This window comes from Planococcus koreensis (genome assembly GCF_004761975.1).
GTDB classification, from domain to species: Bacteria; Bacillota; Bacilli; order Bacillales_A; family Planococcaceae; genus Planococcus; species Planococcus koreensis.
In genome coordinates this window covers 1-22,121 of sequence record NZ_RQII01000026.1, presented here as the reverse complement: position 1 = coordinate 22,121, position 22,121 = coordinate 1, and the positions used below count along the sequence as shown (strand labels likewise).

Annotated in this window: 19 protein-coding genes; 14 read left to right on the top strand and 5 right to left on the bottom strand. The window is 52.0% G+C overall.

Going from position 1 to position 22,121, the window contains the following annotated elements; all coding sequences use genetic code 11:
• Positions 1-38: 38 nt before the first annotated feature.
• Positions 39-1,514: a protein adenylyltransferase SelO gene (locus EGV91_RS06290; RefSeq protein ID WP_135501784.1), complete on the top strand. Its 1,476-nt coding sequence runs from the start codon at positions 39-41 to the stop codon at positions 1,512-1,514.
• A gap of 55 nt (positions 1,515-1,569) precedes the next feature.
• Here the strand turns inward: EGV91_RS06290 and EGV91_RS06285 are convergent, their stop codons facing one another.
• The gene (locus EGV91_RS06285; RefSeq protein WP_135501782.1) at positions 1,570-2,151 is read right to left on the bottom strand and encodes a biotin transporter BioY; all 582 of its coding nucleotides are present in this window, start codon (positions 2,149-2,151) and stop codon (positions 1,570-1,572) included.
• Positions 2,152-2,829: 678 nt separating this feature from the next.
• Here EGV91_RS06285 and EGV91_RS06280 point away from each other — a divergent pair.
• The 9 genes from EGV91_RS06280 (at position 2,830) to EGV91_RS06240 (ending at position 13,743) form a co-directional block, all read left to right on the top strand.
• Positions 2,830-4,422 carry a glycoside hydrolase family 13 protein gene (locus EGV91_RS06280; protein ID WP_135501780.1) on the top strand — a complete coding sequence of 531 codons (1,593 nt, stop codon included), beginning with the start codon at positions 2,830-2,832 and terminating at the stop codon, positions 4,420-4,422.
• 25 nt (positions 4,423-4,447) lie between these two features.
• On the top strand, positions 4,448-5,320 hold the full coding sequence (locus EGV91_RS06275) for an ROK family protein (RefSeq protein WP_135501778.1): 873 nt from the start codon (positions 4,448-4,450) through the stop codon (positions 5,318-5,320).
• Between the two features lie 98 nt (positions 5,321-5,418).
• Positions 5,419-5,628, top strand: coding sequence for a hypothetical protein (locus EGV91_RS06270; RefSeq protein WP_135501776.1), 210 nt, complete (start codon positions 5,419-5,421; stop codon positions 5,626-5,628).
• A gap of 172 nt (positions 5,629-5,800) precedes the next feature.
• Complete coding sequence (locus EGV91_RS06265) at positions 5,801-7,111, top strand: ABC transporter substrate-binding protein (protein WP_135501773.1); 1,311 nt, start codon at positions 5,801-5,803, stop codon at positions 7,109-7,111.
• A gap of 114 nt (positions 7,112-7,225) precedes the next feature.
• Complete coding sequence (locus EGV91_RS06260; RefSeq protein WP_135501771.1) at positions 7,226-8,086, top strand: carbohydrate ABC transporter permease; 861 nt, start codon at positions 7,226-7,228, stop codon at positions 8,084-8,086.
• Positions 8,086-8,901 carry a carbohydrate ABC transporter permease gene (locus tag EGV91_RS06255; RefSeq protein ID WP_135501769.1) on the top strand — a complete coding sequence of 272 codons (816 nt, stop codon included), beginning with the start codon at positions 8,086-8,088 and terminating at the stop codon, positions 8,899-8,901. Before EGV91_RS06260 ends, EGV91_RS06255 begins: the two co-directional genes overlap by 1 nt.
• A 13-nt stretch (positions 8,902-8,914) precedes the next feature.
• The gene (locus tag EGV91_RS06250) at positions 8,915-9,934 is read left to right on the top strand and encodes a LacI family DNA-binding transcriptional regulator (protein WP_135501767.1); all 1,020 of its coding nucleotides are present in this window, start codon (positions 8,915-8,917) and stop codon (positions 9,932-9,934) included.
• 12 nt (positions 9,935-9,946) lie between these two features.
• Positions 9,947-11,587 carry a glycoside hydrolase family 13 protein gene (locus tag EGV91_RS06245; protein ID WP_135501765.1) on the top strand — a complete coding sequence of 547 codons (1,641 nt, stop codon included), beginning with the start codon at positions 9,947-9,949 and terminating at the stop codon, positions 11,585-11,587.
• 149 nt (positions 11,588-11,736) lie between these two features.
• Positions 11,737-13,743 (top strand): penicillin-binding transpeptidase domain-containing protein, encoded by a 2,007-nt coding sequence (locus tag EGV91_RS06240; protein WP_135501763.1) that lies wholly within the window; start codon positions 11,737-11,739, stop codon positions 13,741-13,743.
• Between the two features lie 48 nt (positions 13,744-13,791).
• Here EGV91_RS06240 and EGV91_RS06235 read toward each other — a convergent pair whose 3' ends face one another.
• Together EGV91_RS06235 and EGV91_RS06230 are read right to left on the bottom strand one after the other, a co-directional pair.
• Positions 13,792-14,052, bottom strand: coding sequence for a hypothetical protein (locus EGV91_RS06235; protein ID WP_135501761.1), 261 nt, complete (start codon positions 14,050-14,052; stop codon positions 13,792-13,794).
• Between the two features lie 30 nt (positions 14,053-14,082).
• Positions 14,083-14,520: a WapI family immunity protein gene (locus EGV91_RS06230; RefSeq protein WP_135501759.1), complete on the bottom strand. Its 438-nt coding sequence runs from the start codon at positions 14,518-14,520 to the stop codon at positions 14,083-14,085.
• Positions 14,521-14,693: 173 nt separating this feature from the next.
• Here EGV91_RS06230 and EGV91_RS17110 point away from each other — a divergent pair, with 173 nt between their 5' ends.
• The 3 genes from EGV91_RS17110 to EGV91_RS06220 all read left to right on the top strand — a co-directional run bounded on the left by EGV91_RS17110 (position 14,694) and on the right by EGV91_RS06220 (position 18,535).
• Positions 14,694-14,867 (top strand): hypothetical protein, encoded by a 174-nt coding sequence (locus EGV91_RS17110; protein ID WP_158290582.1) that lies wholly within the window; start codon positions 14,694-14,696, stop codon positions 14,865-14,867.
• Between the two features lie 87 nt (positions 14,868-14,954).
• Complete coding sequence (locus EGV91_RS06225) at positions 14,955-16,679, top strand: ABC transporter ATP-binding protein (protein WP_135501757.1); 1,725 nt, start codon at positions 14,955-14,957, stop codon at positions 16,677-16,679.
• Positions 16,676-18,535, top strand: a complete 1,860-nt coding sequence (locus EGV91_RS06220; protein ID WP_135501755.1) for an ABC transporter ATP-binding protein — start codon at positions 16,676-16,678, stop codon at positions 18,533-18,535. Before EGV91_RS06225 ends, EGV91_RS06220 begins: the two co-directional genes overlap by 4 nt.
• 403 nt (positions 18,536-18,938) lie before the next feature.
• On the opposite strand, the gene EGV91_RS06215 is transcribed toward EGV91_RS06220, so the two are convergent.
• Positions 18,939-19,244: a hypothetical protein gene (locus EGV91_RS06215; RefSeq protein ID WP_135501753.1), complete on the bottom strand. Its 306-nt coding sequence runs from the start codon at positions 19,242-19,244 to the stop codon at positions 18,939-18,941.
• A gap of 21 nt (positions 19,245-19,265) precedes the next feature.
• Entirely contained in the window at positions 19,266-20,087 is an 822-nt protein-coding gene (locus EGV91_RS06210) for a CPBP family intramembrane glutamic endopeptidase (protein ID WP_135501751.1), read from the bottom strand.
• 119 nt (positions 20,088-20,206) lie between these two features.
• Here EGV91_RS06210 and EGV91_RS06205 point away from each other — a divergent pair, with 119 nt between their 5' ends.
• Positions 20,207-22,063 (top strand): penicillin-binding transpeptidase domain-containing protein, encoded by a 1,857-nt coding sequence (locus tag EGV91_RS06205; RefSeq protein WP_135501749.1) that lies wholly within the window; start codon positions 20,207-20,209, stop codon positions 22,061-22,063.
• Positions 22,064-22,121 lie beyond the last annotated feature (58 nt).

Below are 22,121 nucleotides of genomic sequence, written 5' to 3'. Positions count from 1 at the left end.
TGGAAAGAACAAATGGACTGCAAAGAAAGGAAGATTTTATGGCTGGCAACAAGCAAAAAATCGATTTTGGATGGAAGTTGGAAAACAGTTACGCCCAGCTTCCTAGCATGTTCTACACCCAATTGAACCCCTGGCCTGTGCGTTCGCCGGAACTGGTGGTCTTTAATGACACGCTGGCGGCAGAGCTCGGTTTAAGGAGCGAAGCGCTGAAGACGGAAGAAGGGGTCGCAATGCTCGCCGGCAACAACATTCCGGAAGGCACGGCTCCGCTTGCCCAAGCGTATGCCGGCCATCAATTCGGCAACTTCAATATCCTCGGAGACGGGCGTGCGGTGCTGCTCGGCGAACAGCTGACGCCGCAAGGCACGCGCTATGATATCCAGCTGAAAGGCTCCGGGCGGACGCCGTATTCCCGCGGCGGAGACGGCCGTGCCGCGCTGGCACCAATGCTGCGTGAATTCATCATCAGCGAAGCGATGTATGCGCTCGGCATCCCGACGTCCCGCAGCCTTGCTGTTGTTGCCACAGGAGAAGAGATTGCTCGCGAAACCTATCTGCCGGGTGCTGTCTTGACCCGTGTCGCGGCAAGCCATCTGCGCTTCGGCACTTTCCAGTTTGCCGCTTTTAAAGGCGAAGTCGAAGACCGCAAAGCGCTTGCTGACTACGCCATCAGCCGCCATTATCCGGAACTCGAAGCGGCTGACAATAAATACTTGGCGTTCTTGCAGGCCGTGGCGAAGCGCCAAGCCTCGCTCGTTGCAAAATGGATGTCCGTCGGCTTTATCCATGGCGTCATGAACACCGACAATATGACCATCAGCGGCGAAAGCATCGACTACGGCCCATGTGCGTTCATGGACCGCTACGACCCGGCGACTGTCTTCAGCTCGATCGACGAAGGCGGACGCTATGCATACGGCAACCAGCCGCAAATCACCGGCTGGAACCTTGCGCGTTTCGCTGAAACCCTGCTGCCGCTGCTCAGCAGCAGACAGGAAGAGTCGATTGAAATGGCGCAGCAAGCGCTCGATGGGTTTATTCAGACTTACCAGGCAAATTGGCTGGATGAGATGCGCCGGAAAATCGGCCTCTTCTCGGAAGAGCCGGAAGACGGCCAGCTTATCAAGCAGCTTCTTGGCATCATGAAAGAAGCGGATGCCGATTACACCAACACGTTCCGCGCGTTGACTTTCGGGACTGTCGCGGAAACGGTGCTGGCGGGCACACGCCCATTCAATGAGTGGAACAAAGCGTGGCAAGAGCGGCTGAGCCGCCAAACGCAATCGGCCGAAGAGGTACATGAGCTCATGAAAAACAGCAACCCGGGCGTCATCCCGCGCAACCACCGCGTCGAAGAAGCACTCGATGCGGCAGTCCAAAGAGGCGATTACAGCGTCATGGAGCGGCTGCTCGAAGCGTTGGCGGAGCCATTTAGCCATAAGAGTGAACACCAGCCGTATACTGAACCCCCAGCAGACCCGGACAACCCATACAAAACTTTTTGCGGTACGTAATGCAAAATAAATAAAAAACGCCGGCCCTATTTAAAGGGCCGGCCGTTTTCAGGTTTTATTTGAAGCGTTGGATAATCGGTTTTAGGCGGTAACCGAACAAGCCTGCGAGCACAGAAAGAATAATATCCTTCGGCAGCGGTACCATCATCCAAGCCCACGCCATCTTGTACGTGAAGCCCTCCGGTGCAGCGAACCATAGCTTGTAAGCGGCGTACATCCAGTTCGTGCCGATAACGTAATTGACCACTAGTCCGACAAGCGCTGCAACAACGAAGCCTTTGCGCGACGGGAATTTCTCAGCAATCAATCCGGCTGCCAGCGCGATGAAGACAAAGGATACGATAAAGCCGAACGTCGGGCTGATCAAGGTGTCCATGCCGCCTGAAAATCCGGCGAATACCGGCACGCCTGCGAGGCCGATGAAAGCATAAACGACCATCGAAATTGCCCCCATGCGGCTGCCCAGCAGAAGCCCGGCCAGAATGGCGAAGAATGTCTGCAGCGTGATTGGCACGCCGCCGATGATCAGGAAAGAAGAGATGTTTGCGCCGATCGCCATCAGCGCGGCAAACATGGCGATATGTACTAAGTTCAAAGTCTTGGAATGATTGGCCGTGCGTGTTGTTGTCGTAGTCATTAGGTCCCTCCGAAAGCTCAAGATAAATTAAGTATAAGCAAGCATATATTTTGAGTCAACCTAATTTTAATTATAGTTAACACAAATGTTATTGGGTGAACTCTGTAAGTTGAAATAAGGAACTAGCTTTTATACATCGCTCCGGTCGCTTTGGGCAGAGCAAAGACGATTGCTCCTGCGCAAGCTCGTCGCAAAGGCGATGCCGAAAGTTGCCGGCACCACCTTGGCTCTCGCAATAAGCCGAGAAGAACACTCGTCTTCTGGCTAAGAAACTTTCTGCTTCTGCATCGCTACGCTAGCTTCGAAGCAAAGGAAATGGTCCAAATTCCATTTGGCCATCTCCTTGCCTAGCCCTTTGCCGCGCCTCCGCTAAGAAATATCTTGATATGGAGCAAAACAGCTGTGACTCCTGCGGAATAGCGAGACTCCCGAGACCCCGGAGGAAGCGTAGCGACCGAGGAGGCTTGGGAGCGAGCCCGCGGCAAAAAACATGTGCTCCTGCAGTGCTGCGCACTTCGTCGCAAAGGCATTGCCCCAATGCTTGGGTCCATGCCTTCGCAGCTGTTTTGCGGAATATCGACAATCAAAAAACATTAATTCCAATTATTTAGTTGGCAATCCAGCAATTTCATGTATGATGTTAGAATAATATTCACTTATGAGAAAAGAGGGAACTTTATGACAGAATGGTGGAAAAAATCGACAGTGTACCAAATCTATCCGCGCAGTTTCATGGACTCGGATGGTGATGGCATAGGCGATATCCGCGGCATTATCCAAAAACTCGATTACCTGCACGAACTTGGCGTAGACATTCTCTGGCTGTCGCCGGTTTATGATTCGCCGAATGACGATAACGGCTATGACATCCGTGATTATTATCAAATCATGAAAGAATTTGGCACGATGGCGGATTTTGATGAATTGCTGGCAGAAATCCATGCACGAGGCATGAAGCTGGTCATGGACCTTGTCGTCAACCACACTTCGGACGAGCACGAATGGTTCAAGAATCATCCGGATTTCTACATATGGCGCGACGAGCCGACAAACTGGCGTTCATTCTTCAGCGGATCGGTTTGGGAATACCAAAAAGAGCGCGGCCAGTATTTCTTGCACCTGTTTTCAAAAAAGCAGCCGGATTTGAATTGGGACAACCCCGAATTGCGGGAAACGGTTTACGAAATGATGCGCTGGTGGCTCGACAAAGGCGTGGATGGCTTCCGCATGGACGTCATCAACATGATTTCCAAAGTGCCGGACATGCACGATGCGCCAGGCGGCGATGGCAGCCATCAATTCCTGAACGGGCCGAACGTCCATACATACTTGAAGGAAATGAACAAAAAAGTGTTGTCGAAATACGACATCGTCACAGTCGGCGAAACACCGGGAACGACACCGAAAGAAGCGCGTGATTACACCGCCGCCAAAAACCAGGAATTGAATATGATTTTCACGTTCGAGCATATGGGGCTTGATCAGGCATCCGGCGAAAAATGGGATTTGAAGCCGCTCCGATTGACCGACTTGAAAGAGAATATGGAAAAATGGCAGCATGGCCTGCACGACGAAGGATGGAATAGCCTATACTGGAACAATCACGATCAGCCGCGGATCGTTTCGCGTTTTGGCGAAGACACGGACTGGCGTGTCGAGTCGGCGAAGATGCTCGCGACTTGCCTGCATTTCATGCAAGGGACGCCTTATATCTACCAAGGCGAAGAACTCGGCATGACGAATGTGCGATTCGATTCGATTGATGACTACAAAGATATCGAGACCTTGAACATGTACAAAGAAAAACGCGAAGCCGGTGTCCCGCATGAAGACATCATGGTGAAAATCCATGCCAAAGGCCGCGACAACGCACGGACGCCGATGCAATGGTCTGCTGAGCCGAACGGCGGCTTTACAACGGGTACGCCGTGGCTGAAAGCCAATCCGAATTACACGGAAATCAATGCCTTGCAGCACAACGATCCGGATTCGGTTTACCAGTATTACAAAAAGCTGATCGGCTTCCGCAAAGAACTGGAAATCATCACCTACGGCGATTTTGAATTGCTGTACCGTGAAGACGGCGACGTGTTCGCTTACACGCGCACATGGAACGGCGAAAAGCTGACCGTCTATTGCAATTTCTCGGAAAACACGAAATCAGTTGCACGCCCGGAAGGCGAAGTGTTGATCGGCAATTATGCGCTGCATCTCGGCGAAGGCGACGTCTTGCTTAAACCGTACGAAGCAATCGTTTATTATCAGCAATAAAAAAACAGCTTTAACAGGAGGAACTATGGCAAACGTATTAGGAATTGACATTGGCGGCACAAAAATCCGCATGGGCGTCATTGATGCTGGAGGCAAGATTTTATACGAAGAACAGATTCCCACGATCATCCCGCTGTATCCGTATTTGGAAGAAAACGTCCTGCGCATTTTGGCGCTGCGTCCGGACATCAGCGCTATCGGGGTCGGCACGCACGGCTTTGTGGATCCGAAACAGGGGAAAGTCATCTACGCGGCGGAAACGCTTCCGGGATGGACCGGTACACCAATCAAAGAATGGCTGGAACGCGCGACGGGCAAACGCGTCGAAGTGGAAAATGACGCCAATGTTGTAGCGCTCGCAGAAGCGAAATTCGGCGCTGCGCAAGGGCTTGACCGCGTCGTCGTATTGACGCTCGGCACCGGCCTTGGAGGCGGCGTGCTGTGGGACGGCGAATTATTAAGCGGCGGTCCGCACGGCGGTGCGGCTGAGCTAGGCCATATGATCCTTTATCCGAATGGCGTGAAATGCGCTTGCGGACGCTTGGGCTGCAGCGAAATGTATGTATCCGGCACAGCGCTTCGACGCCGCATCAAAGAAGCGGGGCTTACGATCACACCGCCGAAGCTTTTTGAAAACGCCAAAACAGATCCGGCAGCAAAACAAGTCGTGGAAGAATTCACGTTTGACTTGGCGCTCGTCATCAGCAGCCTGCAAGCTGCTTTCGACATGGAAATGGTCATCATCGGCGGCGGCGTGTCAGAAGCTGCGGACTTGTGGATGAAATCGCTCCAGCACCAATTGGAACCGATGCTGTTGAATCCTTTGGATATCGAAGTGGCGCGTTTTGAAAACGACGCCGGCATTCTGGGTGCAGCGCTGTTGGTACTCGAATATTAAAATCTTCAAAGCAGGCAGGATGGCGAAAGCGCCGTTCCTGCTTTTTTTATTTGGCCGATTCCGCAAGTAAATGATGATTTGCTGCAAATGAATTCAGGATGGCGCAAGTAACCCATCGTTTGCCGCAAGTAAAAATGGATGCTGCAAGTAACAAGCGGTTTGCCGCAAGTAAACAGGCATTTGCTGCAAGTAACACACAGGTTTCCGCAAGTGATTTCAAGATGGCGCAAGTAAAAGCCGCAAAGACACGTCCCAAAGATCATCGGGCCATCTCTTCGCCGCTGTTTTGCTTCCTATCGCCGCTGTAAAATACATCACCTAAAAAAATGTAATTATTTTTAAAATTACATCTTGTGCAAACGTTCTCACGGTGTTATGATACAAATAATTAATAACTGGAAACGCTTTCTAAACCGTTTCCGCTTTTTATTTGCTAATTTGTGCAAACGATTGCACGATAATCCAAAGGGGGATTTACTGATGAAGGATTTAAAGTTCAGCAAGGGGCTTGTAGCGTCATTAATGCTATCAGCAGCAGTTTTGGCAGGATGCAATAGTGGGGAAGAAAACGCTTCAGGATCTGAAGGCGGCGGCGAAGAAGAAGTAACAGTTGACATCTTCCAATTCAAAGTGGAATTCAAAGACCAGTTTGAAGACGTAGTAGCGCTTTACGAAGAAGAGAACCCGAACGTCAACATTGAAATCACGACTGTCGGCGGCGGGGAAGATTACGGCGCCGCGCTTCGTTCACGTTTTGCATCTGGCAACGAACCGGCAATCTTCAACATCGGTGGACCCCAGGATGTCGCGGACTGGAAAGACAATTTGTCTGACTTGACCGACACAGCAGCAGCAGGCGCAGCTCTTGACGGCACGCTTGATGGTGTAACGGTTGAGTCTGAAGTTCTTGGACTTCCTTATAACCAAGAAGGATACGGCTTCATCTACAACACGCGCCTATTCGAAGAAGCGGGAATCGATCCTGCATCGATCACTGATTTCGCATCGCTTGAAGAAGCTGTGAAAACATTGGATTCGAAAAAAGAAGAACTTGGCCTTGAATCAGTGTTCGCTTTCCCAGGCAAAGAAACGTGGGTTACTGGACTTCACTTATCAAACACATTCCTTGCGCCTGAATTTGACAACAACGTATTGACAGCATTCGACGCAAAAACAGTCGACTTCAAATACGCTGACGGTTTCAAGAAAATTGTAGACTTGCAAAACGAATACTCGAAACAGCCGACAGTGAGCCTTGACTACTCTCAACAAGTGGAAGAATTGTTCTCGCTTGAGCGCGTTGCGATCATCCAGCAAGGAAACTGGGCTTATGGCTCAATCGCAGGAATCGATCCTGAACTAGCTGACAACGGCGTCGGCCTTATGCCGATTCCTGTAGAAGGCATTGAAAATGCTGGCTTGCCAGTTGGCGTACCGATGTACTGGGGCGTAAACAAGAAAGCTGACGAAAACGTCGTCAAAGAATCGAAAGAATTCTTGGACTGGCTTTACACATCTGATGCAGGTAAAACAGCTGTATTGGAAGACTTCAAATTCATCCCTGCTTACGAAGGCTATGACACTTCGAAAATCTCTGATCCAATGTCTAAAGCCATCTATGACGCTTCCGAGTCAGGCAACACAATCGGATGGGTATTCATGGGCTATCCGACTGGATGGGGACAGGACGAACTTGGGGCTAATATCCAGAAATACCTGAGCGAAGAAGCTAGCTGGGAAGAAGTCATTGATTCAGCTAAAAAAGCTTGGGAAACAGACCGGGCTAAATAAGTCGGAATAGCGTCAATTTTCATAATTTGAGTGGTAAAACAAAGTAGCCTCCGTGCTACTTTGTTTTGTTACTAGGGCTTTCACGGTATAATTTAAGGAAGGAAAGATGCCTGTATGCGTACGAAAGATTTATCCTATTGGTTGTTTCTTGCCCCGGTTTTGCTGGCGCTTACGCTAGTTGTCATCGTTCCAATGCTTCTAGGCGTCTATTACTCATTTACCACTTGGAACGGCATCGACACGGGGGAATTCGTCGGATTCCAAAACTACATCGACTTGTTCAATGACCAGCGTTTCATGGATTCGCTTTGGTTCACAACAAAGTTCTCGATCGTATCGGTCATCTTGATCAACTTGATCGGCTTATCGCTGGCGCTGCTTGTTACAGGACGCGTCCGCTCAAGCAAATTATTGCGCACGACGTTCTTCATGCCGAACTTGATCGGCGGATTGATCTTGGGTTTCATCTGGCAATTCATCTTCATCAAAGTATTCGCCAGTGTCGGCGAAATCATCGGAATGGAAAGTTTGCAGGGCTGGCTGTCCACAACGGACACCGGATTCTGGGGCTTGGTCATTTTGATGAGTTGGCAGATGGCAGGTTACATAATGGTCATCTACATCGCTTATTTGGAAGGGATGCCAAAAGAGCTGTTGGAGGCTTCTGAAATCGACGGGGCATCATCGTTCCAGCGTTTCCGTTATGTCGTTTTTCCGCTCGTTGCTCCTGCGTTCACGGTCAGCATGTTCCTGACGCTGTCCAATACGTTCAAGCTGTACGACCAAAACTTGTCGCTGACAGGCGGCGGACCTTACAATTCGACTGAAATGGTCGCAATGGAAATCTTCAAGACGGCGTTCATGCAAAATGCCTTTGCTTACGCGCAGGCAAAAGCCGTCATCTTCTTTGTGATCGTTGCCATTATCGCCCTTGTGCAAGTGTATCTGAATAAACGCAAGGAGGTCGAAATGTAATGCGGAAAAAGTGGAATATCAAACTGGAAGTTCTCGGATTGTTTCTTGCCATCTTGTGGCTGCTGCCGTTTTACCTGATGTTCGTCAACTCGTTCAAATCGAAAAAAGAAATTTTCATGGATACGATCCGCCCTCCGGAAGCATGGAGCTTTGATAATTACATCACCGCTTTCGAGGAGCTCGATTTCATGCGCACGCTGTTCAATTCATTATTGATCACCGTCGTCAGCGTGGTTTTGATCATCGTCTTCTCGGCCATGGCGGCTTATGCGTTATCTCGCGCCAAAAGCAGGCTCAGCACTGTGCTGTTTTTCACATTCGTGGCAGCGATGCTGATCCCATTCCAATCCGTGATGATTCCGCTCGTGACAGTATTCGGCAAATTCGAAATGCTGAACCGCGGCGGTTTGATCTTCATGTATCTCGGATTCGGCGCAAGCCTTTCCATTTTCCTGTACCACGGAGCGCTGAACAATATCCCGCGTTCACTTGATGAAGCGGCGACAATCGATGGAGCGAATCGCTGGCAAGTGTTCTGGCACATCATCTTCCCGATCCTGAAGCCGATTACGGTAACGGTGGCAATCCTCAACATCATCTGGATCTGGAACGATTACCTTCTGCCATCACTCGTCATTAACACACCGGGAAGCGAAACGATTCCACTGAAGATGTTCTTCTTCTTCGGAGAATATACGAAGCAATGGCATTTGGCGCTTGCAGGATTGACGCTTGCTATCGTCCCGGTCATCATCTTCTACTTCTTCGCTCAGCGCGAAATCATCAAAGGGGTATCGGATGGGGCAGTAAAATAAGGGGGACGGTAAAATGGCAGTCACGATCAAAGACGTTGCAAAACGGGCTGGCGTGTCGCCGGCCACCGTGTCCCGGGTGATAGCCGACAATCCGCGGATCACAGGCAAGACAAAAGAGAAGGTGCGGGAAGTGATGAAAATCATGGGTTATTACCCGAATTTCCAGGCCCGCAACCTGGTAGCGAAAAAGAGCCAGACACTTGGCATCATCATGGAAAACTCGGCTACATTGGCATTTCAAAATCCCTTCTTCCCGGAAGTGCTGCGCGGCATCTCGACACGGGCGCATGGCAGCCAGTACGGCTTGTATTTGTCGACTGGCGCCACGCAGGAAGAAATTTACCGCGAAGTCGTCGAAATGGCGCAAGGCAAACGGGTGGACGGCATCATCCTGCTGTATTCGAAAATCGGTGATCCGGTCATGGAGTATCTTTGCCAAAGCGGCATTCCGTTCGCAGTCGTCGGGCGGCCGTTCAAAGATCCATGCGCCGTATCTTATGTCGACAACGACAACATCAATAACGCCAAAGAGGTTGTCGAATACTTGGTCGGCCTTGGCCACCGGCATATTGCATTTGTCGGCGGCGCAGCGGATTTCGTCGTGTCGCTCGACCGGCTGGAAGGCTATAAGCTGGCGCTCAAGCAACACGGCATCCCGTTTGACGCTGCATATACGGTCAACCAGGAATTCATGCACGGCAACGAACGCGAAGCAATCCGCCGCCTGATGGCGCTCGACATCCCGCCGACGGCGATTGTCACGCACGATGATATGGTGGCGTACGAAGTGATCGGCTATCTCGAGGACCTGGAAATCAGCGTACCCGAAGACGTCTCCATCATCGGTTTTAACAACCATGCCATTTCAAGGCATTTGAAGCCGCCGCTCAGCACAGTGGACATTTCGATTTATGATTTGGGGCTGCACGCGGCGGAATTGGTATTAGAGAAAATAACGGACGAATCGGTACCTCCGAAACAAGTCGTAGTTCCTTCCCGACTGATTGAAAGGGGATCTTGCCGTCGTCTTTGAGAGGGATCGGATATGGATAAAAAATGGTGGAAAGAAGCGGTCGTCTACCAAGTCTATCCGCGCAGTTTCATGGATTCTGACGGCAATGGCCTTGGCGATATCAACGGCATCGCGAGCAAACTGGATTACTTGAAAGACCTTGGCATTGATGTGATTTGGATTTGTCCCATGTATGAATCACCGAACGATGACAACGGCTACGACATCAGCGACTATCAGGCGATTTTGGAAGAATTCGGCACGATGGATGATTTCGACCGTTTGATGGAAGAAGTGCACGCGCGCGGCATGAAGCTGATCATCGATTTGGTGATCAACCATACGAGCGACGAACATCCATGGTTTTTGGAATCGCGGTCATCCCGCGACAATCCAAAGCGCGACTGGTATGTCTGGCGCGACGAACCGTTAAACTGGGAGAGCATATTCGGCGGTCCAGCCTGGGAATACGACGAAAAGACGGGGCAGTATTATTTGCACATCTTTTCGAAAAAACAGCCGGACTTGAACTGGGAGAACCCGGAAGTCCGCCGTGAACTTTATAAAATGGTCAATTGGTGGATTGAAAGAGGAATCGATGGATTCCGCGTCGACGCCATCAGCCACATCAAAAAAGATTACACGAACGTGGAAGATGGGGAAGGCCATTTGTTTGTGCCAGCGTGGGAGAAAATGATGAATGTCGACGGCATTCAGCCGTTGCTGCAGGAATTATACGACGAAACCTTCGCCAAGCACGATATCATGACCGTTGGCGAAGCGAACGGCGTATCAGCGGATGAAATCCACGACTGGGTCAGCACCGAGACAGGCAAATTCAATATGATTTTCCAATTCGAGGACATCGGCTTGTGGAACATCGAAGTGCGCAACGGCGTCAACGTGCCAGAACTGAAGCAAGTGCTCAGCAAATGGCAGAAAAAAGTGAACGGTGTTGGCTGGAATGCCTTATTCATCGAAAATCATGACAAGCCGCGCGTTGTTTCGACTTGGGGGAATGACCATTTGTACTGGCGTGAAAGCGCGACGGCATTAGGCTGCATGTATTTCTTCATGCAAGGGACGCCGTTCATCTATCAGGGCCAGGAAATTGGCATGTCGAACGCACCGTTTGAAGAATTGGAGCATTTCGACGATGTCCACACGCATAACCTGTATTTCCACAAAAAAGAAACAGGCATGGAGCACGAGGCGATCATGACGCTGCTGCGCGCCACAAGCCGCGACCACTCGCGGACGCCGATGCAATGGAACAACGGCCTCCACGCCGGCTTCTCGACAGGCCAGCCGTGGCTCCACCTCAATCCGAACTACCAATGGCTGAACGTCGATGCGCAGGAAGGCGATCCGCATTCGGTCCTGTCATTCTATAAACAGATGATCTGGCTGCGCAAGAATATGGACGTCTTCGTCTACGGCGAGTATAAGCTTGTCGAAATGGGACACGATGCCGTATTTGCCTACACGCGTGAATACGGCGATGATAAAGTGCTCATCGTTAGCAATCTTGCCCAGCACGCCTGTCTTTGCGGTGCTGCGCCTGAAGGCTCGACGCTGCTGTTGGCAAATTACCAGGACGTCGATCCGGCGCAATTGCTTCCATATGAAGCGCGGGTTTACAAGATCCCTAAAGATTCGTATACCGACAGATAAATAAAGTGCTGCCAAATGATTGGCAGGAGAAAAGCTTAGGCTTTTCTCCTGCTTTTTTATTTGCGTTTTTTGCAGAGCCCCCGAAGAGCCCTCGTTTAACTTTTCTTCGGATTTATTGTAAAATAAAGGGATGGACAGGGGGCAATTACATGAAAAAAATGATCATCGCGGCATTGGCGGCTGTGCTTTTACTCGTGCTCGCCGGCTGCAACAAACAAACAACACCGGAAGACAGGCTGGCCGAATACATAAGCCATTGGAATAAAAGCGAATTCACGGAGATGTACGAAGGGTATTTGAATGAAGGCACGAAGGGCGCTTTCGAACCGGCGCAGTTTGTTGAGCGCCAGCAAAAAATCCAGGACGATCTCGGCATTGAGAATCTGGAAGTTTCGTATACAGCGCCTCCTGAAGACACGGAATGGAATGAAGAAGAGCCGGCCGATTTTCCGGTGCAGGTGAAGATGGACACAATCGCTGGTCCGGTCGAGTTTGAACAGCAGATGACATTGCTCTTCGAAGAGCAGGGGGAAGAAGAAGGCTGGTTCGTTGAATGGAATCCTTCGTTCATTTTCCCGCAGCTTGAAGCCGAAGACAAAATCCGCATCGACCGCATCAAAGCGGCACGCGGCGAAATAATGGACCGCAATAACGTGCCGGTTGCCATTAACGGCGGCGGTTTCAATATCGGCATCGTGCCGGAAAAATTCACGGATGAAACGAAAAAACAAGAACTGGCCGAATTGCTCAATACGACAGTCGAAGCAATCGACGGCAGCTTAAACCAAAGCTGGGTGCAACCCGAAATGTTCGTGCCAATCGCGAAAGTGGCGCGCACAGATGACAAAGTGATCGACGCAGTGGTGAAGATTCCGGGCGTCGGCGCGCAAAAAACGTCGATGCGTGAATACCCGTATGGTGAATCTTTATCGCATGTGACAGGCTATATCGGCAGCATCACCGCTGAACAATTAGAAGAGCGCAAAGCGGATGGCTACACGGCGGGCGACATGATCGGCCGCCAAGGGCTTGAACAAGCGCTTGAAGACCGGCTCCGCGGCAAAGACGGCTTGAAAATCTGGATTGAAAAGCCGGCAGAAGGCAGCGAACCGGTTGATATTGCCGAACAGCCGGTGGAAGACGGCGAAACGGTACAGCTGACGATTGACGCCGAATTGCAGAAAACGGCATATGACGCCATGAAAGGCGAACCGGGAACAAGCGCCGCGGTCGATCCCGAAACAGGGGAGACCTTGGCATTGGTTTCGTCGCCTGGCTTTGATCCGAACCGCTTTATGCTAGGCCTTAGCGGCGAACAGTATAAAGCATTGGAAGAAGACCCGGCCAATCCGCTGTTTAACCGTTTCAAAGCAGCCTACGCACCGGGCTCGACATTGAAGCCGGTGACGGCAGCAATCGGCATGGAAGCGGGAACGCTCAAGCCGGCAGAAGGCATCACGATCAACGGCGAAACGTGGCAGAAAGATGCGGCGTGGGGCGATTACAAAGTGTCTCGTTTGCATCCGGAAGCGCCGAATCCGGTCGACTTGAACATTGCACTCGTTTATTCGGACAATATTTATTTCGCCCAACAGGCGTTGAACATGGGGGCGGAAACATTTATCGCCGGATTGAACGATTACGGTTTTGGCGAGACAATCGAATTTCCGATTGGGCTGGCGGCGTCGCAGATTTCCAATGAAGGCACGATCGCTTCGGCCGGACAATTGGCGGATACGTCATTCGGCCAAGGACAGATGCTTGCGAACATTGTCCATTTGGCGTCGATGTATACGCCGTTCATCACGGACGGCACGATGTACAAACCGACTTTGTTAATGGAAGAAGAAGACGGTCAAGTGTGGAAAGAAGGCTTGGTGAGTGCTGAAAACGCAGCGACGCTCCGCGAAGGCATGCGCAACGTCGTCGTTGACGGCTACGCGCAGTCAGCGAACATTGACGAAGCACCGCTTGCCGGGAAAACCGGAACCGCAGAATTGAAAGCGGCCGGCGAAGACCGCGGCAAAGAAAACGGCTTTTTCGTCACATACGATTCCGCAAATCCGGATTTCGTATTGGCAATGATGATCGAAAACGTGGAAGATAACGGCGGCAGTGATTATGTTGCAGGGATGGCCGCGGAAGTATTCAAATAAAAGCAAAAGCACAATCGGTTTTGAGCCGATTGTGCTTTTTTTGTGGATTTATTGCCAGGCGGATATGAACACGGTGAAGAACAGCAAGGCGCCGGCCACCAGCCAGACGCTAGTTTGTCCATCAAAGCGCTTGTCCAATTTGGCGAAGCCATGCAATTTTTTCGTTAGCAGGCTCAAGCCAGCAAACATCAGCATGTAAATGAAAAACGCAGCCCACCGATTGTCTGCAAGCAGCGGATCGATAGCCAGGAAATAAAGGCTCAGCAAAATCAATAAAACGATAAAGCTAATGAATGTCGATTTTCTCATGGACCATCCGCTCCTATCCGGCGCACGCTGTTATTTCGGATTTTTTCCAAGCACCGGAAACGCCTCCAGCACCCGATCGAGTTCATCGATCAAAATCCGCAAATAAGTCTGGTCTGATTCGAAATCACACGTCAGCTCGGCGCCGATGCCAGCCGGATAGCACGTTTCGATATTCCAGGAAATCTTGCCGCGCAAATCCATCGCGCCTTCGAGGTAAATATAACTGTCCAGATTTTTCAAGATGGCGGTGCCGCCGAGATTTTCGTTCATCGAGCGCAGCTCGTCGACAAAATCCCGCAGTTCATCCGTCCGCAAGTCGGCTTCGAAATGCACGATATAACCGGGAATTTCCAGATGGATTACCGAAGCGATCCAATTGGCATCCCAAAAATCCGTGCTGTCCGGATAATTCCGCTGCAGCACATCAATCTCCAATTTCGTATTCTCCCCCAAAACGTGAAACTTCATCCTATTCACCCCGGTTATTTTTTCGACTCATATTCCTTAGTTTACCAATAAAACCTCCAGCCGCCTATCCATTGAAACGAATCATTCATGCGACTTTTCAAAAGTCCGCTGGGCAAATCGCGTTACCATGAAGTATCGGCGATTCAACATGCATTGCTGGGAGTAAAACATGCATGAATCGAAAATTAACAGGCATTGGCAAACTCACAGCTTTTGAGCCACACCCCAGTCCAAGTGAAAAAACGGAAAAGCGGCTCTTTCTATCTAAAAGAGCGTATTCCGCCTCACCATATTGCAAAGGAAAATATTCGCAGATTTTCTTGGGCAAAAGCGTGCCTGCATTTTGACAGTTTCTTTAAAAAGCAGTAGCTTAAAAGCAAACCCTTATGGAGCTTTAGAGCTGCAGCAATGGAGAAATGAAGGGGGCGGCGGATATGCTGAAAATCCTGAGGAATTTAAAAGTCTATAAATGGCTTGTGGGAATGGTGTTTTTGCTGGTGTTCATCCAAGCGATGGCGGATTTGTTTTTGCCGACGCTGATGGCCGACATTATTGATAATGGCGTTGTGCTTGGCGATGTGCCGTATATCTGGCAGATCGGCGGCTGGATGCTGGCGGTTTCGGCGTTTGGCGCAGCGGCGTCAGTGGCGGCGAGTTATTTCTCGTCGAAAGCCGCAATGGGAATGGGGCGCGATGTGCGGCGCCAAGTGTTCACGCACGTCGAGCAGTTTTCGTTGCAGGAGTTTGATGAAGTAGGGACTGCATCGCTCATCACCCGGACAACGAACGACATCACGCAAGTACAGCAAGTGGTCTTGGTGATGCTGCGCATGGTCGTCAGTGCGCCGATCATGCTGGTCGGCGGGCTCATCATGGCGATTTCGAAAGACGCGCGGTTGTCGCTCGTCATCATCGGCGCGATGCCGGTCTTGGTAGTATCGATTTTATTCATCCTGAAAAAAGGCATTCCGTTGTTCACGGAAGTGCAGAAGCGGCTCGACCGGCTGAATTTGGTGCTGCGCGAAAACTTGACGGGCATCCGCGTCATCCGGGCGTTCACGCGCGAACCGCAGGAACAGGTCCGGCTTGAGAAGGCGAACCGCGAACTGACGGACGTCTCAATCCGCGTCAATAAAATCATGGCGTTCCTGATGCCGGTGATGATGCTGGTCATGAATTTGACTGTCGTCGCGATTATCTGGTTCGGCGGCATCCGCATCAATAACGGCGCGATGCAAATCGGCGATTTGATGGCATTTATCCAATACGTCATGCTCATCATGTTCGCGCTCGTCATGGCGTCGATGATGTTCATCATGGTGCCGCGAGCAGCCGTGTCAGCGAACCGCATCAACGAAGTGCTGGCAATGCGTCCGGCGTTCCAAGACCTCGGCACTCAAACAGCCGACCGCGAACGCGGCACGCTCGAGTTCGAACACGTGACGTTCAGCTACCCGGGAGCGGAAGAGCCGGTGCTGTCGGACATAACGTTCCGAGCAAAAGCCGGCGAGACGACGGCGATCATCGGCGGGACCGGTTCCGGCAAATCGACGCTGATCAATTTGATTCCGCGTTTCTACGAAGTATCGGCGGGATCGATCCGCGTCAATGGCGTCGACATCCGCGACGCTTCGCAAGATGAAATCCGTTCGAAAATCGGCTTTGTGCCGCAGAAATCAATTTTGTTTTCCGGAACTGTAGCGGACAATATCCGTTTTGGCAAACAAGACGCGGAACCGTATGAAATCGAACACGCCGCAACTATCGCACAAGCGGACGACTTTATCCGCTCGATGGAAGACGGCTACGATACGTACGTCGAGCAAGGCGGCTCGAATCTGTCCGGCGGGCAGAAGCAGCGCCTCGCCATTGCGCGTGCGCTGATCCGCAAGCCCGATCTCTATATTTTCGACGACAGCTTCTCGGCGCTTGATTTCAAGACCGATTCGAAATTGCGCGCTGCGCTCGAGAAAGAAACCCGGGAGGCAACCGTGCTGCTCATCGGCCAGCGCGTCAGTTCGCTGATGGACGCCGACCGCATCATCGTCCTTGAAAAAGGGCGGATTGCCGGCATGGGAACCCACGAAGAACTCTTGCGCACCAATAAAGTCTATAGGGAAATCGCCGAGTCCCAGCTGTCAGAGGAGGAGATCGCATGAGCGACATCAAGAAACGGCCTCAGCGCGGCGGGCCAGGCTTCGGGCCGCCCGGTGCGAACATGATGATGGCAGGCGAAAAGCCGAAGAATTTCAAAGCGACGCTGAAGCGGCTGCTTGCGTATTTGAAGCCGCGGCGCGCACGTCTGACGGTGGTCTTCGTTGCGGCAATCCTCAGCACGGTGTTTACGATCATCGGCCCGATGATTATGGGGATGGCGATCACGGAATTATTCGAAGGCGCATATGGTGAAATCCGCGGTGTACCGGGTGCAACGATCGACTTTGACGCGATTGGCCAGCTTTTATTGCTGCTCGCGGGGCTGTATGTTTTCAGCAGCGCGTTCATGTACTTGCAGCAATACCTGATGTCGACGGTGGCGCAGGACACGGTCTACGATTTGCGCGAAGACGTCAGCGCCAAGCTCGAACGGCTGCCGCTCAATTATTTCGACCAAACGGCGAAAGGCGAAACACTGAGCCGCGTGACGAACGATATCGATACAATCGGCACAACGCTGCAGCAAAGTTTGACGCTGTTTATCACATCGTTCGTGACAATCATCGGCATCACAGTGATGATGCTGATCATCAGCCCGATATTGACCGCGATTGCGATTTCCAGCCTTATGCTGTCGGTGTTCGTCATCCGGCCGATCCTCAAGCGTTCGCAGACGCAATTCGCCGACCAGCAGCGCACGCTCGGTGAATTGAACGGCCATATCGAAGAAATGTACACCGGACACCCGGTCGTCAAAGCATTCGGACACGAAAAGAAAGCAATCCATAAATTCAACGAAACGAATGAACAATTATACGAAGCCGGGCGCAAAGCCCAGTTCATGTCCGGCATCATCATGCCGCTTATGCAATTTATCGGCAACTTCAGTTATGTGCTGATCAGCGTTGCCGGCGGCATCCTGGTGACGCAAGGGCGCATCTCAATCGGGGATATCCAGGCGTTCATCACTTATTCACGGCAATTCACCCAACCGGTGACGCAGACAGCGAACATCGCAAACATCATCCAGTCGACCGTCGCTGCAGCAGAGCGCGTCTTCGAGCTGCTGGATGAACGGGAACAAAGCCAGGAAGCGAAAGGTGCATCTTTGACACGTGCGAAAGGCGCAGTCGCGTTCGAGCATGTCGACTTCGGCTATGGCGAAAATCCGTTGATCGAAGACATGAACATCCAAGTCCGGCCGGGGCAGACAGTCGCCATCGTCGGCCCGACCGGGGCAGGCAAAACGACGCTCATCAATCTCTTGATGCGCTTTTACGAATTGGACGCCGGCCGCATCACTATCGACGGCATCGACACGCGCGACTTGCCGCGCGGCGAACTGCGCCGCAACTTCGGCATGGTGCTGCAGGATACATGGCTGTTCAACGGCACAATTAAAGACAATATCGCCTACGGCAAAACCGGGGCGACCGAAGAAGAAATCGTCGCAGCGGCAACAGCGGCGCACGCCGACCATTTCATCCGCACGCTGCCGGACGGCTATGGCACGATATTGAACGAAGAAGCATCGAATATTTCGCAAGGCCAGAAGCAGCTGTTGACGATTGCGCGCGCCATCCTGTCCGACCCGCCGATCATGATACTCGATGAAGCAACGTCGAGCGTCGACACACGGACCGAGATCCTCATCCAGAAAGCGATGAACTTGCTGATGACAGGCCGAACCAGTTTCGTCATCGCGCACAGGCTGTCGACCATCCGTGAAGCCGACTTGATCCTCGTGATGGACAAAGGCCGCGTCATCGAACAAGGCACGCACAGCGAGCTGCTCGAACGCAACGGCTTCTACGCCGACCTTTACAATAGCCAGTTCGCGAAGACTGCAGCGAGCTGAGTGGAAGTTCAAGTGCATAAACGGAAGAGCCGTTCGCCTCAGCGAACGGCTCTTTCTATGGAGAAGGTGCATTTCGCCGAGGAGAAATGCATCTGTTTATGGGTGTACGGGGAAGGCTTACGCGTTAACAAGCATTAATTTGACGTTAACATGACGAAGCGGTGATTTAACATGACGTTTGTGAGATTCAACATGACCTAGCGAGATGTTAACATGAACTGTTTGAAATTTAACCGGCACTAGTGGGATTAGGCTGAAAAGTGGAGCGCCACCATCCAAGTTCAAGAGCTGAAATGGAAAAGCCGTTCGCTGTGGGGCGAACGGCTCCTTCTATGAAAAGGGCGCATTTCGCCAAGGCGAAATGCATTCATCTGAGGATTTTGTGAAAAAGCTTATTTTTTCTTCAAATACCCGGAATGCCGACAAGGTTGCCGAGCACGAAGCCGGCGGCCACGGCACCTAAAGCGATGGACAAATAGACGAGTATGGAGCGCTCCCGGTCTTTGCGTATAGCGAGCAGGCCCATGACTGCACCTGTGATAGCGGCGGCCATCGCCACAAGACCAAAGGCAGTGATTAACAGTTCAGAACGGATAACATCGAACAATTCAGCAAAAAAATAAAGAGCGAAAAATTCCAGCAGCGCCAAAGCCGCGAGCAGCGTGCCAATCCGGCCGCGCAGCGTCGTGGGCAGAAAATGGGTTTTCATGCCTTGCACCTCCCCAAGAATTTATTCCGAAAAAATCTGATCTTCTTTTAGCTGGTCTTCCAAGCCCTTGGCCATCCGCGCGATGATAAACAGCAGCAGCACGAGGCTGGCAATCAGCACGATGAGGTTCGGCATGCTTTTGGTGTAAAGGTCGTTGATGCTCGTCACCATCAGCCATTGCGGGAAAGACGGATTGACAAAGCTTTGGTAAACCGCAACGGTGTTGTTGACGATGTGCAGCAAAATCGGGATAAGCAAATTGCCGGTTTTCAAATACAAGAGCGACGCGACGACCGCGAACATGAATGCGCCGAAAAAGTCGATATGGAACATGCCGAAAATGGCACTCGACAAGCCGAGTCCATTCCAGAAACCGAATTTCGAAATCAGCCGGTTCAGGATGAGTCCGCGAAATACGAACTCTTCCGCAATCGGCCCAATGACGGCGACAATAAAGCCGGTCGCAACCAAATACCATAATGCGTCAGGAAGGGGCTGCGGTGTGAGCACGAAATCGACCGCGGCTGGGGCGATCGGCATGAGCGCGCGCAAGAGCAGCCAAATCATGCCGATGGAAAACGCCAATGACAGAGCGGTAAGCCCGAAAACAGGAAGCAGCCAGCGCGCAGTGCCGCGGAAGAACACGATTTGGCGCAGTTTCACGCCGCGCTTTTTGAAGTGGTAGCTGAAAAACCACACCGGCACGACGACGTAGAACACCAGCTGCAGCGCGACGTCGATGATAAGCGGGTTTTGTGTGACCTGCAGCAGGATGAAAATCGACACGATCGACGCGCCCAACATCCAGCCGAATAAATGCCGTGATTTCATTTCCTCGAACATCCGCAGCACCGCCTTTCGTTTTAGACTAGAGCGTATTGGATCTTTCCTCCATGATAACCTAAATTACGAGTTCAAACTATTCAGAAAACTGTTAAACTAAGAAGAAAGGGGGTGCCGGTATGGAAAAAAAGATGAGAGCCATCATTTTACTTTTATTCGTCCTAATCCTGTCCGCCTGCCAAGACGAGCCGCAGCCTGCGCCGGAAGCGGAGTCGGAAGAAGAAGCGGTGCAGGTCTCAGAAGAGCAGATTGCTGCACAAGCGCGGCTCACAGAATTTATCGGGCTGTGGCAGCAAAAGGATTTTGTCCAGATGTACGATTCGTATTTGAATGAAGGCACGAAAGGGGCATTCGGCAAAGAGCTTTTTGTCGATTGGCAGCAAGAGCTCCATCGCGAGCTGGCTATCCAGAACCTTGCCGTGAACGTTGGCGAACCGGCGTCAGACGCCGAGTGGAGCCGCGAGCTGCCGGCTGATTTCAAGCTGGAATTGGCGATGGACAGCGCAGGCGGCCCGGTCGAGTTCACGAAAACGATGAGCTTGCTGTACGAGAATGACAATTGGTTCGTCGAATGGGATCCGTCGTTCATTTTGCCAGGGCTCGAGCGGGGCGACACGGTCTCAGCGGTGAAAGAACTGGCGCCGCGGGCTGATATTGTCGACCGCAACGGCAAAGGCATCGCCGTCAACGCGGTCGGCTATGAAGTGGGCGTCATCCCTGAGAAGTTCGATGAAAAGCGCATCGCTGACGTCGCCGCATTGCTCGATATCACGCCGGCTGAAATCACCACCAAGCTCGGCAAAAGCTGGGTGCAGCCGCATTTCTATGTGCCGCTTGCCCATATTCGCGAAGACCAGGCGGTGCTGGACCAGCTGTTCGCCATTCCGGGCACGGTGCGCAATGAGCTGACCTTGCGCAGCTATCCATTTGGCGAGCCGCTGTCGCATATCTCCGGCTTTGTCGGGCCGATTACGGCGGAACAATTGGCCGAGCGCAAAGGCACGGGCTACGAAACTGATGACGTCATCGGCCGCCGCGGCTTGGAGGAAAGCTTCGAAGACGAATTGCGCGGAGTCACGGCCGGGCGCATCCTGATCCAAAAAGCGAATAGCGGCGAAACCGTTACCGCATCAGAGCGGGAAGCAGCGCAAGGCGAAGCCTTGAAGCTGAGCCTCGACGCCGAGCTGCAAAAGCGTATTTACAACGCGATGGACGGAAAATCCGGTACAGCCGCAGCCATCGATCCGAAAACCGGCGAAGTGCTCGCGCTCGTCAGTTCTCCGGGCTTCAATCCAAATCTGTTCATCCCGAATATCGCCCAGAGCCGCTACCGCGAGCTCGCAAATGATCCGCGCCTCGTGTTTTTCAACCGCTTCGCCGCAGCCTATACGCCCGGCGCGGCATTGAATCCGCTCGTCGCTGCAGCCGGGCTTGAAGCAGGAACCGTAGAGCCCGATGCAACGAATAAAACCATAGGAGCCACTGCGAATAATCTGTACGACTCGCAATTGCAGGCGCAAGGAAGCGAAGCATTCGCCAAGCGCTTAGCAGATTTCGGTTTCGGCGAAGCGATGCCGTTCACCATCGAATTGACACCGTCGACGCTGTCCCAAAACGGTGCGCCAGGAGCTGCAGGCCAGGTGCAGGCAAACATCCTGCATCTCGCAGCGTTGTATACAGCGTTCCAAAACGGCGGTTCGGTCTATGAGCCGACACTCCTTGCAGGCGAAACACCGAAAGTCTGGCTCGACAGCGTCATCAGCGAAGCGAACATCGAACCGCTCGAAGCGGCAATGCGCGAATCGATCGACGGCTTCACCGGATCGCTCAGCCTCATCAAAGCGCAAGGCAACGAAAACGGCCTCTTCATCGGCTACCCGACAGAAGAGCCGCCGTACGTCCTCGCGCTGCTGGTTGAAGATGTTGAAAATGAAGATGCTGTAGCACAGAAAGTGGAAGAGATCTTCAATAAATGATGTCCGTTTTAATCGCGCGCCTGGAGGGCGCGCTTCTTTTGTGCAACTAGGTTTTCAA